The sequence below is a fragment of the Lysinibacillus irui genome (genome assembly GCF_028877475.1).
GTDB lineage: Bacteria > Bacillota > Bacilli > Bacillales_A > Planococcaceae > Lysinibacillus > Lysinibacillus irui.
In genome coordinates, this window is the sequence record NZ_CP113527.1 from 1,057,387 (window position 1) to 1,071,362 (window position 13,976).

15 protein-coding genes are annotated in these 13,976 nt (G+C 38.2%); 11 read left to right on the forward strand and 4 right to left on the reverse strand.

Annotated features, from left to right (window positions below; translation table 11 throughout):
* Positions 1-17 precede the first annotated feature (17 nt).
* The 3 genes from OU989_RS04990 to OU989_RS05000 are packed head-to-tail and all read left to right on the forward strand — an operon-like array spanning position 18 to position 2,298.
* Positions 18-1,010, forward strand: coding sequence for a FecCD family ABC transporter permease (locus tag OU989_RS04990; RefSeq protein ID WP_274796018.1), 993 nt, complete (start codon positions 18-20; stop codon positions 1,008-1,010).
* On the forward strand, positions 1,010-1,792 hold the full coding sequence (locus OU989_RS04995; RefSeq protein ID WP_274796019.1) for an ABC transporter ATP-binding protein: 783 nt from the start codon (positions 1,010-1,012) through the stop codon (positions 1,790-1,792). The genes OU989_RS04990 and OU989_RS04995 overlap by 1 nt, the downstream gene beginning before the upstream one ends.
* 11 nt (positions 1,793-1,803) lie before the next feature.
* Entirely contained in the window at positions 1,804-2,298 is a 495-nt protein-coding gene (locus tag OU989_RS05000) for a HugZ family pyridoxamine 5'-phosphate oxidase (RefSeq protein ID WP_274796020.1), read from the forward strand.
* A 36-nt stretch (positions 2,299-2,334) separates the two neighbouring features.
* Here the strand turns inward: OU989_RS05000 and OU989_RS05005 are convergent, their stop codons facing one another.
* The 4 genes from OU989_RS05005 to OU989_RS05020 are packed head-to-tail and all read right to left on the reverse strand — an operon-like array spanning position 2,335 to position 4,810.
* Entirely contained in the window at positions 2,335-2,949 is a 615-nt protein-coding gene (locus tag OU989_RS05005; RefSeq protein ID WP_274796021.1) for an ABC-2 transporter permease, read from the reverse strand.
* 11 nt (positions 2,950-2,960) lie between these two features.
* Positions 2,961-3,587, reverse strand: a complete 627-nt coding sequence (locus tag OU989_RS05010; protein WP_274796022.1) for an ABC-2 transporter permease — start codon at positions 3,585-3,587, stop codon at positions 2,961-2,963.
* Positions 3,584-4,432 carry an ABC transporter ATP-binding protein gene (locus tag OU989_RS05015; RefSeq protein ID WP_274796023.1) on the reverse strand — a complete coding sequence of 283 codons (849 nt, stop codon included), beginning with the start codon at positions 4,430-4,432 and terminating at the stop codon, positions 3,584-3,586. The genes OU989_RS05010 and OU989_RS05015 overlap by 4 nt, the downstream gene beginning before the upstream one ends.
* A complete protein-coding gene (locus OU989_RS05020; RefSeq protein WP_274796025.1) occupies positions 4,433-4,810 on the reverse strand; it encodes a GntR family transcriptional regulator in 378 nt (125 codons plus the stop codon).
* A gap of 142 nt (positions 4,811-4,952) precedes the next feature.
* Between OU989_RS05020 and OU989_RS05025 the strand changes: the two genes are divergently transcribed.
* The 8 genes from OU989_RS05025 to OU989_RS05060 all read left to right on the forward strand — a co-directional run bounded on the left by OU989_RS05025 (position 4,953) and on the right by OU989_RS05060 (position 13,943).
* Positions 4,953-5,216 carry a YlmC/YmxH family sporulation protein gene (locus OU989_RS05025; protein ID WP_004224966.1) on the forward strand — a complete coding sequence of 88 codons (264 nt, stop codon included), beginning with the start codon at positions 4,953-4,955 and terminating at the stop codon, positions 5,214-5,216.
* Between the two features lie 9 nt (positions 5,217-5,225).
* Positions 5,226-6,005 (forward strand): NAD(P)-dependent oxidoreductase, encoded by a 780-nt coding sequence (locus OU989_RS05030; protein WP_274796026.1) that lies wholly within the window; start codon positions 5,226-5,228, stop codon positions 6,003-6,005.
* The gene (locus tag OU989_RS05035) at positions 5,999-6,589 is read left to right on the forward strand and encodes a dipicolinate synthase subunit B (protein ID WP_274796027.1); all 591 of its coding nucleotides are present in this window, start codon (positions 5,999-6,001) and stop codon (positions 6,587-6,589) included. The genes OU989_RS05030 and OU989_RS05035 overlap by 7 nt, the downstream gene beginning before the upstream one ends.
* A gap of 82 nt (positions 6,590-6,671) precedes the next feature.
* Complete coding sequence (locus tag OU989_RS05040) at positions 6,672-7,709, forward strand: aspartate-semialdehyde dehydrogenase (protein WP_274796028.1); 1,038 nt, start codon at positions 6,672-6,674, stop codon at positions 7,707-7,709.
* A gap of 13 nt (positions 7,710-7,722) precedes the next feature.
* A complete protein-coding gene (gene dapA / locus OU989_RS05045; RefSeq protein ID WP_274796029.1) occupies positions 7,723-8,622 on the forward strand; it encodes a 4-hydroxy-tetrahydrodipicolinate synthase in 900 nt (299 codons plus the stop codon).
* 278 nt (positions 8,623-8,900) lie between these two features.
* Positions 8,901-10,568: a ribonuclease J gene (locus OU989_RS05050; protein ID WP_274796030.1), complete on the forward strand. Its 1,668-nt coding sequence runs from the start codon at positions 8,901-8,903 to the stop codon at positions 10,566-10,568.
* A 155-nt stretch (positions 10,569-10,723) separates the two neighbouring features.
* Positions 10,724-13,015 carry an FtsK/SpoIIIE family DNA translocase gene (locus tag OU989_RS05055; protein ID WP_274796031.1) on the forward strand — a complete coding sequence of 764 codons (2,292 nt, stop codon included), beginning with the start codon at positions 10,724-10,726 and terminating at the stop codon, positions 13,013-13,015.
* Between the two features lie 199 nt (positions 13,016-13,214).
* Complete coding sequence (locus OU989_RS05060; RefSeq protein WP_274796032.1) at positions 13,215-13,943, forward strand: GntR family transcriptional regulator; 729 nt, start codon at positions 13,215-13,217, stop codon at positions 13,941-13,943.
* The last annotated feature ends 33 nt before the right edge of the window (positions 13,944-13,976 follow it).

Below are 13,976 nucleotides of genomic sequence, written 5' to 3' on the forward strand. Positions count from 1 at the left end.
GTTCGTGAGGTAAAGGTATGATTCATACAACAAGAAGTCGCATGATTATAATTACAACCTTTGTGGTTACGATAGTAGTGGCAATCATTGCGGTCGGGTTAGGTAGTGTTCATATTTCCGTTCCTAATATTTTAACCACCCTTCTCAATGGACGTGATCAAGAGGGTGTATATACAACAATAATTTGGGATATCCGATTACCTCGGGTGTTATTGGCTTTAATTATTGGTGCAAGTATTGCCATTTCGGGTGCCTTATTGCAGGCAGTCATGGGTAATCCGTTAGCTGATCCTGGATTAACAGGGGTAACAAGCGGGGCAGCAGCCTTTGTATTACTCATCCTTTTAGCAAATCCAGAGTTGACACACTTCATTCCTTTAGCTGCGATTGTGGGCGGATTGATTGCGGCTGCAATCGTTTATGCTCTCGCTTGGAGACGGACAGGCATTACACCCATCACTATTATTTTATCGGGGGTAGCCGTGAATGCTTTATGTGGCGGGGTCATTGGATTTTTATCGATTCTTTATAGTGATCGTTTACCGTCAGCTGTGCAATGGATGAATGGTAGTCTCGCTGCAAAAGGGAATGCATCACTACATATGATTTATTTGTATGCCATCATAGGTTGGGTACTATCCATTTTTGCGATTCGCAAAGCCAATATCATTCGTTTAGGTGATCAGGTGGCGACTAATTTAGGAGAAAGTGTAACGCGTATTCGTATTATGTTATCTATTTTAGCTGTTTTTCTAGCAGCTATTTCAGTCGCTGCAGTTGGTATGATTAGTTTTATCGGATTAATCATACCGCATATGGCTAGATTACTCGTTGGCTCAGACTATAAGTATATGTTGCCGATGAGTATGGCATTAGGGGCGATTGTTTTATTGATTGCCGACACTGGCGGGCGGACATTATTTGCACCACTTGATATTCCAGCAGGTATTTTAATGGCCGTTATTGGTGGACCTTACTTCTTATACTTGATGAGAAAGAAGGCGTTTTAATGTTAAAGATTGAACAGTTATCCATCAGCTATGAACAAAAGGAAGTTGTCCATGACTTTTCTTTTGATGTTAAAAAAGGCGAAATCCTATCCATCATTGGACCGAATGGCTCTGGCAAATCAACGATATTAAAGGCCCTTGCAAGGATGCAGCCGTACCAGACAGGAACTATTTTGTTTGATGGGGAAAATATGCGTCGATTATCCTCAAAACAAATTGCTCGAAAAATGTGTATGCTTAGTCAACAAAATCAAGCCCCAACTGATATATCTGTCAAAAATTTAGTGGCCTATGGTCGTTATCCACATAAAAAGTGGTTTGAGCGCCTCAATGCAGAGGATGAGGTCATTATTGATTGGGCATTAGAAAAAACTGATCTCTCACATTATAAAGAAAAGCCGATTGCTGCCTTGTCTGGGGGAGAAGCACAGCGCGCATGGATTGCCATGGCTTTAGCGCAACGGCCTGAAGTTTTACTATTAGATGAGCCCACGACATTCTTAGATATTGCGCATCAGCATGAAGTGCTAGAATTAGTGCGAGAGCTGAATCGTGACATGGGCATGACTGTTGTGATGGTACTCCATGATTTAAACCAAGCCTCTAGCTATAGTGATCAAATAGTGGTGGTAAAGGATGGTAAACGAGCTCATATGGGTACTCCAGATGAAGTCATGACAGAACGGATGATTCAACACATCTATCGGATGGAAGCGGAAATTCAATATGTTTCATGGGATAGTGCTCCAAGAATTCAATTAAAAAATACGGTCAAAGCTTAGGAGGAAAGTGCATGCCAAAAGCAATCGATTTGGAACAAGTAAAACAGGATTATAAAGCATTTATTCAAAATAAAAAAAATTGTGTATTAAGCTTCGTGGATGGAGAAGGCAGGCCTTTTAGTAGTACAGCCCCTTTTGTACGCCTAAATGGAAAATTTTATATTTATATTAGTCGGATTGCAGAGCATTACCAACTAATGGAGAAGTCAGAAGTAGTCGATTTAATTTGTGTAGCGGATGAAGCAGTAACTGCTAATCCTTTTGCCACAGAGCGAGCACGCTGGCAATGTCAGCCTAAAAATTTGGGCAATGAAGGTCATGAAGAAGTATTTGCAGCCTTTGATCAACTATTTAATGCAAAAATGATGACAATGTTACGTTCACTTGATTTCTCATTATTTGAGTTAACGCCGGTCGCTGGGCGGTATGTCGTGGGATTTGGCAAAGCCTTTACGATTGATATCGCCAATGACAAATTGATACATGTTGTCATTGATAAAAAATAGGTTGCCAATAAAGGCAGCCTATTTTTCAATGAATAGTTAGCAAATTTCTCTTGTCGTATATAAATGAAGACATTTATGGAACGTAAGAAAGCTAATGAGGGTGCTAACAATTGTTGGGAGCACTAAGATGAATAAGTTTCCAGCTATTAATGATAAATAGTAATGAACAACAAAGTTTAGCAGAATAATCAGCAAGGTAGCCGTAAGCATTCTGATAGTTCGTATTCCCTCCGTTTCTTGAAGTTGCTGAATATAAAATTGACTACAGATGAGAAAATAAGCACTGCTTATATAAGCGAAATACATAGCAAAATGCTCCAAAAAATCTGTAGAAGCTTCAGGTTGAGAGAAATAGATTGGTGCAATGAAAAGAAAGAGCAGAGTAATAAGGCCATAGCAATAAAGGAAATCAGACTGTAATTGCGCCTTTTTTGACAGAGGTAGGCTATTGACAAACACTTCCCAGTTTACTTGTCGATCCCCTTTGTATAAAATTTCAACAAGTGTGGCCGAAATGACGACGATCACCAAACCAATGGAAGGGCTATCCACGAAGGAGAAGTGAACAAAATTAAGGAGTAGACATAAGGTCATTGCAAAAATGAGAGACCATTTTTGTACGACAAATCTTTGTAACAATAATGCTCGCATAGAACCCCTCCCTAGAACTCTTTCCTTTTATAAATGGCTGTAGAAATTAACGAGGATAGCCAAAGTAATAATAAACCGGCAAATGGTGTTACAAACATAAACTGTTTAAGATTTAAAAAAGTGAAGGGTATATTGGGTAGATACTCTTTAAACATCCCTAACAAGAAGCCTGGGATAAAACAAAGCGCAATCAAAACCATTTTTCCTTTAATGGAGCCAAATTTAATATAAATAGGTAATAATACAGCTAACAGACAGAGAGCCAATGTCACAATCATAATAAATGTTAGGAAAAAATCTGTAGTGATACCGTGATCGGTAAAATAGTTGATAAGAAATATAATGGGCAGTGCAATAATAAGACCAATGATCATAAGCAATACACTCAGTATATATTTACTAAGAACAATATCCCCTTTAGAAATCGGTAGGGTATTGGCATACTTATCCCAGCTACTTTGCTCATCATAGGTAAGAGCTGTGATTGCTTGAATCGTTACAATAAAGACAATAACAGCCAGCAGCATTGAGCTTTGCTGCATAAAGATCGCCATCACAAGAAGAAATAGAACAACGTATGCCTGGGATCTCAATTGACGTTGAATAGTCATTAAATCTTTTACTATAAGACCTATCATATTGAAACACTACCTTTCACAAAAAATAGCATGATATCCTCTATAGAAGGTTTTTCGAGTCGGAAAGCCTCGTTTACTTCATGTTTCAGAACGAGGGCTTCAATTCCGAATGCTCCATTTCGTTTTTTTATAATGGCATGCTCTGGCAATACGCTTACTTCCTCACTACTCCCTTTGAAAATGCCGTAATCATATAATAGAGCGTCTTTACTTTCACTCAATAAAATTTCACCATTATGGATGAGCGTAATATAGTCAGCAATTTTTTCTAAATCGCTTGTAATATGAGAAGAAAATAAAATGCTATGTGTTTCATCCTGCATAAATGCTAAAAATAAATCTAAAATTTCATCCCTAATAATAGGATCTAGTCCACTTGTTGGTTCGTCTAAAATCAATAATTTTGGATGATGTGACAAGGCTAATGCAATCGACAGCTTCATCCTCATTCCTCGTGATAGTTCCTTGATCTTCTTCCTCTTTGGTACGTTAAATTGAGTCAATCGTTCAAAGTAATAGCTAGAATCCCACGTTTGAAATACCTTTTTCATAATCTTGTCGAGCTGCGTCGCATTTAGCGTCTCAGGTACATGTAAATCGTCAAACACTACACCGATGTCGTTTTTTATCGATAGCTCATGTTCGACATGATCCTGACCAAAAAGCAATATTTCGCCATATTCTTTTTTTAATAAATTCAGCATGCATTTAATGGTAGTTGATTTTCCTGCCCCATTTTCACCGACAAAGCCCATTACCGTTCCTTGAGGGACTGAAAAGCTTACATCTTTAAGGGAAAAGCCTTCAAAAATCTTATGTAGACCATGAATTTCAATGGCATTCATTTAAATTTCCTCCTCTAACAGTAAAGATATTAATTCTTGCATTTCTTCTTTAGAAAGACCAGCTGTTTTCGCTGCTCTTACCGCCCTCTGCAAATGTTCCTCCACCTGACGTAGTAACTCCTCGCGTAAAAAATCTTGATTACGTTCGGTGACAAAGCTTCCTTTTCCAGCGACTGTTTCAATGAAGCCATCTCGCTCTAAATCGGCATATGCTCGTTTGGTCGTCATCACACTTATTTTTAAATCCTTTGCTAGGGCACGAATAGATGGTAGTGCATCACCTGCTTGAAATTTATTCGCTAGAATGGCCTCTTTGAGTTGTGTGGTGATTTGCTCATAAATAGGCTTATCACTAGCATTACTTAAATGAATATGCACAAATCCTCACCTCTTATAACTGTATATATACACTATATACAGTAGGCGATAAAAATGCAACATATTCCTACTTTTGGTAGGGGGCACGAATTGCAAAAACTCGGCATATATTGAGGTAACGGCTCAAGGAGGGAGATGAGGCATGCTACTATCTGAGATGGTGGATAAAGAATTAATTCAAATTGAGGGTGGCGTACATTTTGGCATTTTAGCACATACAGAATGCCTATTGGATGTGCAAACAGGAAAAATACATGGATTTGAGATTGTGAAAGATAAATTACCATTCCAAAAAAAGAAGATGAAAGTTAGTGAAATGATACCTTGGCATGAAATTATATTAATTGGAGAAGATCGGATTTTATTTAATAAGACATCTACAGTACAATCAGAATATTTACAGTGAGGTGAGCTTTTGGAAAACGAAAAATGGCTTGTTATCGGTGAGGACTCGAGATTAAAGGAATTAGCGACAATGCTAAGAAGTCCATCGAGAACAGTGTTTTATAAAAGAACGACAGTTTGGAACGAAGAGTTAAATAAACTTGTTTTAGAATTCCAACCAAATAAAATTATCCTACCTATTCTTCCGTTGAAAATAGAAGTTGAGCAACTATATGGCATATCACAAGTTAAATTTTATACAGGTCGATTAACGATGCATTGGAAGCAATTGCTGGAGAAAAATGAATCCATTTGTTATTTACAACAAGAATCGTTTATTTGGCAAAATGCTCGGTTAACAGCGGAGGGATTTATCGCCACGTTCTACGGACTCGAGCAAAAATGTATTTACGGACAAAATTTTACGATCGCAGGCTTCGGTCGTATCGCCAAAATGCTCGCCTCTTTACTTGTTAAAATGGGTGCGAATGTTCATATTGTGGCACGTTCAGTTGTACAAGTGAGTGAAGCAAAAGCATATGGTTATAAAGCTACAAATTTAGATGACCGTCAATGGTCTATTACGGATAGCATTTTTATAAATACAATTCCAGCAAAATGGATTACAGAGTCATTTATTGAGCATGTTCCAGCAGTTTTATATGATTTAGCCTCAGAGCCAGGCTGTTTAGATATAGATGCTGATCAATTACAAACGTATGTACTATTGCCATCATTGCCTGGGAAATACTTTGCACATGACGCAGCTACAATATTGTGCAAGGCAATAGAGGAGGAAGAAAATTGTTAACGGGGAAACGAATTGGCCTAGGTATTACTGCTTCGCATTGTACTTATGAAGATGTAGTGCCTAAAATTCAAAATTTTATTGATGTTGGGGCTACAGTTATTCCTATCATTACCCACTCCGTTTTACATGCGGCTACCCGCTTTGGGACAGGGGAAGAGTGGATTGCAAAAATAGAAGCATTAACGGGTGAAAAGGTTATTTCTTCTATAAAAGAGGCGGAGCCATTTGGACCATCCAATCCTTTAGATGCAATGGTCATTGCGCCAATGACAGGCAATAGCATTAGTAAATTTGCTAATGCAGCAACAGATAGTCCTGTATTAATGGCAGCGAAGGCAACTTTACGTAATGGGTCTCCTGTAGTATTAGGTATTTCAACCAACGATGCACTTGGCTTAAATGGTATCAATATTATGAAGTTGTTAAATGCTAAAAACATCTATTTTATTCCATTTGGTCAAGATTCCCCTCATTCCAAACCGAATTCTTTAATTGCTGATTTTGATCAAATGGTGGATACTGTTCATGCAGCAATTACGCAGAAAAAGCAATTACAACCGCTGTTGATACAATATTTCAAATAAATCATATATTACACACAATTTTCAGTATTTTTGTGATACAATAGCACACATTATGAAACATGTATTCAAGGAGAGATGACAGATGACAAAGCAGTTAACGGTTGCAGTTGTTGGGGCAACAGGGGCAGTTGGTTCGAAAATGATGGAGCAGTTAATTAAACGTAAATTCCCAATTGGGAACATTAAATTTCTTGCTTCTGCTCGTTCAGCAGGAAAATCAATCGAATTTAATGGTCAAACATATACAATTGAAGAAGCGACACCTGAAGCTTTTGAAGGCGTCAATGTCGCTTTATTCTCAGCTGGTGGGTCAGTATCAGCTGTGCTTGCACCTGAAGCTGCTAAGCGTGGTGCAGTAGTAATTGATAATACGAGCCATTTCCGTATGGATCCAGAGGTACCGCTTGTCGTTCCTGAAGTGAATCGTGGCGACTTAGCGAAGCATAAAGGGATTATTGCGAATCCAAACTGCTCAACAATTCAAATGGTAGCTGCACTTGAACCAATTCGTAATGCATTTGGTTTAACGAAAGTAATTGTTTCAACTTATCAAGCAGTATCAGGTGCAGGTATTTCTGCTATTGAAGAATTAAAGGCACAAAGCGCAAACTGGGAAGCAGGTAAAGATGTAGAAGCAACTATTTTACCGTCTGGTAGTGATAAACGTCATTACCCAATCGCTCGTAATGTCATTCCACAAATTGATAAATTTACAGATAATGGATTTACATACGAAGAAATGAAGATGATTAATGAGACCAAAAAAATTATGCATGCACCAGAGCTAAAAGTAGCTGCTACTTGTGTTCGTGTGCCAGTTGTTTCAGGTCACTCTGAATCAGTTTATATTGAGGTAGAGAAAGAAGCGTCAATTCAAGAAATTTTCGACGTATTACGCAATGCACCAGGTGTGATATTACAAGATGATATTGCAACACAAACTTACCCAATGCCTATTTATGCAGAAGGGGAAGACGCTACTTTTGTAGGACGTATCCGTCAAGATTTAGACAATAGCAAAGGATTCCATCTATGGATCGTTTCTGACAATTTATTAAAAGGCGCCGCATTAAACTCTATCCAAATTGCAGAAGCAATGCTTGAGGATAACTTACTATAAGAGGGGTGTAAGGATGAATTTAGGTCGAATTGGAACGGCAATGATTACGCCGTTCAAAGATGATGGCACGATTAATTATCCAGAACTAGAACGTATTATTAATCATTTGATAGATAACGGTACAGATTGTATAGTTGCTTGTGGTACGACTTCTGAAAACCCAACGATGTCAACGGAGGAGAAAATTGAAGTTGTGCGCTTTACAGTAGAGAAAGTAGCTGGTCGTGTACCCGTTATTGCCGGCACAGGGGATAATGAAACGGCATACTCTATCGCAATGACTCATAAAGCAGAAGAAAATGGAGCCGATGGCATCATGCTAGTAGCTCCATACTATAATAAGCCAAATCAACGTGGGATTTTTGCTCACTTTGAAACAATTGCTAAACAAACGAGTCTACCTGTTATGCTTTATAATGTCCCAGGGCGTACTGGTGTCAATGTTGCCTATGAAACTTCTGTTGCGTTAAGCAAGATTCCAAACATAGCTTGGATTAAAGAAGCGAGTGGTAATTTAGATCAAATGGGTGATATTATCGAGAATGTTGACCCAGAAGATGATTTCTTAGTTTATAGTGGAGATGATGGCTTAACATTACCTCTAATGGCAATTGGCGGGGCAGGCGTTATTTCCGTAGCAGCTCACGTTGTAGGCAATGATATGCAATTAATGATTAAAGCGTTTGAAGAAGGAAATCATAAGCTAGCAGCCAAAATTCACCGAGCATTATTACCTTTAGTACGTGCGCTGTTCGCTCAACCAAATCCTTCGCCTATTAAATATGCGATGACAAAATTAGGTTTTGATACACTCAATGTACGTCTACCAATGATGGAAATGACAGATCAAGAGAAAGCTAACTTCGACAGAATTTGGGATACGTATCAAGAAAAAGCGAAAAGTTTTAGATAAAAAGCAACGAGGCTGAGATTCTTTCAGCCTCGTTTTTGTATGCTAGAAAAAAGATGAAAGACCCCTCAATCCATTACTTCTCATCCTCAAAAATACTAATATGACTATCATGATACAAGTTATCCAATATCTGCTGATCCCTCTCCTAATAATAAGCAAATAAAAGAAAATCTATTTCCAACGTGAAACATGTATTTTTAATTTGTGCAAAAGCTTTGCAAACCGTATAATAAATGTTAAGTGGTTGCTGTTCGGGATATTTTTTAGGAGGAAATAAATTGACAAAAAAGAAAAATGAATTAATTCGTATCATCCCTCTTGGGGGGGTAGGCGAAATTGGGAAAGCAATGTACGTAGTAGAAATTGATGAAGAGCTATTTGTAGTGGATAGCGGCTTAATGTTCCCAGAAGATGAGATGCTAGGCATAGATATCGTGATTCCTGACATTACGTACTTAGAAGAAAATAAAGAGCGTGTGAAAGGTATTTTCTTAACACATGGTCATGAAGATGCGATCGGTTCTATTGCCTATGTTTTACAAAAAATAAAGGCACCTGTGTACGGATCAAAATTAACAATTGCATTAGCAAAGGAACATTTAAAAGAATTACCTGCACCACATCAGGTGAAATTTTTTGAAGTAACAAATCGAAGTCGTATGAATTTCAATTCAACGTATGTAACATTCTTCCACACAACACATAGTATTCCCGATTCGTTAGGGGTGGTGTTCCATACATCTGAAGGCGCGATTGTTCATACAGGAGAGTTTAAATTCGATCAGTCAGCAACAGGTAAATTCAAACCTGATTTAGCAAAAATGGCACAATTAGGAGAAGACGGTGTCTTTATTCTCTTATCTGAATCGTGCGAAGCTGAACGACCAGGATATACGACATCGGAGATTGTGATTGAAGAACAATTATCAAAAACATTCCACTCAGCACCAGGTCGTATTTTAGTAGCTGTTTATGCATCGAATTTTATTCGTATTCAACAAGTTTTTGCCCAAGCCCAAAAATCATTCCGTAAAGTTGTGATTGTTGGTAAACCATTGGAAAAGGCTGTTGATTTAGGCGTACAGCTAGGTTATTTAACAGTTGAAGAAGATACAATTATTCCGATTTCAGAAATGCAAAAATATCAAGATGATGAAATTATCATTATTGCAACAGGTAATAGAGGAGAGCCTCTAGATGCATTAGAGAAAATCGTCCGCAAGCACCATCGTGATATTAAAATTAAGCAAGGGGATACAGTGCTAATCACATTTACTCCTTCTCCTGGCATGGAAGTACAAATGGCTAATACGATGAACTCTATGTCCAAAGCAGGCGCTGAAATTTTGACTTCTAGCAAAAATGTTCATGTATCAGGACATGGTAGTCAGGAAGATTTAAAGCTTATGCTGAATTTGATGCAGCCAAAGTATTTTGTCCCTGTACAAGGCGAGTACCGCATGCTAATTGCTCACTCGAAGTTAGCGCAACAGCTTGGTATGCAAAAATCACAAATTTTTATCGCTGATAAAGGGGATATTGTAGAGTATAAAAATAATAAAATGCGCATGAGTGGTCGTGTACAAGCTGGTAACGTCTTAATTGATGGTATTGGTGTAGGCGATGTAGGGAATATTGTTCTTCGTGATCGTAAATTATTATCACAAGATGGTATTTTCATTGTGGTTGTGACATTAAACCGCGCACAAAAGAAAATTGCCTCTGGCCCAGAGATTTTATCGCGAGGCTTTGTATATGTACGAGAATCAGAGGAATTAATGATTGAGGCATCTGACATTGCGAAAAACGTCATTGAAAAATATGTTGGTAAAGATACATTTGAATGGACGAATATTAAACAAGAAATTCGAGATACACTAAATACGTATTTATTCCAAAAAACAAAACGTCGCCCAATGATTATTCCAATTATTATGGAGTACTAATTGAACAAGCTTATCGTCAATGCTTTGAGGAAAAAGTAAAAGAAAAAGGATTTTCTCCCAATTGCGGTGGAAAATCCTTTTTTTGAAATAGTCAAGTTCTACTTGTGATGATTCGCTACATATATAAAATGGATTGCAAAAGAAGGTGAAAATAGATGGCAGTTAGTAAAAGAAAGAAAGGAACTAAAAGTAAAGCGACAACTGAAAAAAAAGACATGCATCCGCTTATGTATGAAATTTTAGGACTGCTTTTAATTGCCTTAGCAGTCATTATGATTTTTGAATTCGGCATGATTGGGCGGATTTTACAAACAATCGCCATGTTTCTTTTAGGTAATTTACATTTTGCTGTTCCATTTATGCTTATATTTGTTGCGTTGTTAATGATGATTGGTCGTAAAAAAATTGGTTTGAAGGATCGATTAATACTGGGCATGGTACTCATTATTATGAGTTTAACCATTTTTAGCCATGGCATATTATTTGAGCAATTATCGAAATCAGGTGGTCTATTATCTGATTCTGTTCTTCGTGAATCGTGGCGCATATTGATCAATACAGAAGGTATTATTCATCGTAGCAATGCTCTAGGTGGTGGGATGATTGGTGCTCTATTATTTAGCGGCCTCCACGTGTTATTTGAAGCATCAGGGGCAAAAGTCGTTGCTTGGGTTATTTTCTTTATAGGGTTAATTTTAGTCACAGGTAAGGCATTGGTGCCTTATTTAGCTGAAAAAATGCCAGGTCTATTTGGCAAATGGAAAAAGAAACACCGTGATAAGAAAAAAAATACACCGAAAAAGCCTAGCAATCGTCGCTCTAGAGTAGAAAGTGGAGATGAGGTAGCAGCAGTTAATCAAATGACAGATGTGTCAGAACAAGAGGAGGAAATACCTCATGAGCCGATTATCTCTGCTTTTACGCAAAATGTCTCACAGGAAAGAGCTGTATTTGATACGCCAACGATGGTGGAAAATGAACTAGAAGAAGCAACGGATGATGTCCATATTCAAGGCACTGATACTGTAGAAAATGCAGATTATCAGCTCCCATCCTATAATCTATTACAATTACCTCCTCAGCATGACCAAAGCGGTGAATATTCGGTGATTCAAGCTAATGCTAAAAAGCTAGAACAAACATTACAAAGCTTTGGTGTAAAAGCAAAGGTGACACAAGTCCATTTGGGACCAGCTGTCACGAAATATGAAATTTTACCAGATATAGGTGTGAAAGTAAGCAAAATTGTCAATCTGCAAGATGATCTTGCGCTAGCACTTGCCGCTAAAGATATTCGTATGGAAGCTCCTATCCCTGGGAAATCAGCGATTGGTATTGAAGTGCCAAATAGTGAGGTAGCCATTGTGACACTTCGTGAGGTATTAGAATCTAAGGATGGTGCTAAGCCTGATGCATTGTTACAAGTAGCATTTGGTCGTGATATTACAGGACAAGCGGTTCTAGCAGAGCTCAATAAAATGCCACATTTACTTGTAGCTGGTTCAACAGGTAGCGGGAAAAGTGTCTGCATAAATGGCATAGTTGTATCCATACTAATGCGTACAAAACCACATGAAGTGAAGCTCATGATGATTGACCCAAAAATGGTGGAGTTAAATGTTTATAATGGTATTCCTCATTTATTGGCGCCTGTCGTGACAGATGCACGAAAAGCCTCGCAAGCACTAAAAAAAGTGGTATCTGAAATGGAACGCCGTTATGACTTGTTTTCTCATACAGGTACACGAAATATTGAGGGCTATAATGCTCATGTACAAAAGGTTAATGAGCAAACAGAAGAAAAGCATCCAAAGCTACCGTATATCGTTGTCATTGTGGATGAGTTAGCGGATTTGATGATGGTTGCATCAAGTGATGTAGAGGATTCAATTACACGTTTAGCGCAAATGGCACGCGCTGCAGGGATTCATTTAATAATAGCAACACAAAGACCGAGTGTAGATGTCTTAACAGGCGTCATAAAGGCAAATATACCTTCAAGAATTGCATTTGCAGTTTCTTCAGCAATTGATTCAAGAACCATTTTAGACATGGGTGGGGCTGAACGCCTACTTGGTCGTGGTGATATGCTATTTTTACCTGCCGGGGCTTCGAAACCAAAAAGGGTGCAGGGTGCTTTTTTATCAGATCAAGAGGTTGAAGCTGTTGTGAATTTTGTTATAGAACAGCAAAAGGCACAGTATCAGGAGGAGATGATTCCTACTGAAGAAGAAACCATTTTAGAGGAAACGGATGAATTATATGATGAAGCTGTCCAATTAGTTGTCAGCATGCAAACAGCATCAGTATCTATGCTACAACGTCGCTTCCGAATTGGCTATTCAAGGGCAGCACGTATTGTCGATCAAATGGAACAACGCGGGATTGTAGGGCCTCCAGAGGGAAGTAAACCGCGTCAAGTACTTGTTCACCAGTATGATAACTAACCAAAAAATTGGACAAAAATAACTGTGTTTCACTGTATTTTTGTCCAAATATTTGCAATAAAAATGAAGAAAGAATGAATTCTATAACAGATTTTCTTTAAAACTGTTTATTTCATTCTGCAAAAATGTTATATTTATGAACGATTAGTAGGAATGTTGTACATCAGATGTCTGATCTCTGATTTTGGTGGTGATATATGTGACTATTAAAGCAGATCATCGTCATCTCTATCTTCAAGTAATCGATCGTTTAAAATCTGACATTGAGGCTGGTATTTTTAAAGAAAATGAAAAGCTTCCGTCAGAATTTGAATTATCGAAATCACTAGGAGTCAGTCGAGCAACACTTAGAGAAGCACTTCGACTGTTGGAAGAGGAAAATGTGATTGTGCGCCGACATGGGGTTGGGACTTTTGTCAATCCTAAGCCGTTGTTTACATCAGGCATCGAGCATTTATCGAGCATTTCTTCTATGATCGAGGCAGCGGGTATGGAGCCAGGTTCGCGGTTTTTAAAAGCGACTGAGCACGTACCTTCTGAGGAAGATTTAAAACGCTTCCAATGTGATGGCGAAGATAAAATACTCACGATTGAACGTGTCAGAACAGCGGATGGCGAACCAGTAGTATACTGCATAGACAGGCTACCTGCAAGCTTCCTGCCTACTGACTTTGTCGAAAAAAAAGAAGTTTCACTGTTCTCTGCTCTTGAGCAATCTGGCAAAATTCATGTAGCCTACGCTGTTACATATATTGATCCAGTAGGATATCATGAACAAGCCTCACCGATCTTAAATTGTGGACGTGAAACAGCTCTTTTAGTGTTAAAGCAGTTGCATTACGATGAGCATGATCAAGTAGTGCTCTATTCAAAAAATTATTTCCGAGCTGATAAATTCAGCTTCCATGTAGTTCGTAAACGGGTGTAGAACATTTCTAAATTTTTTCCTGCTAATTACAAT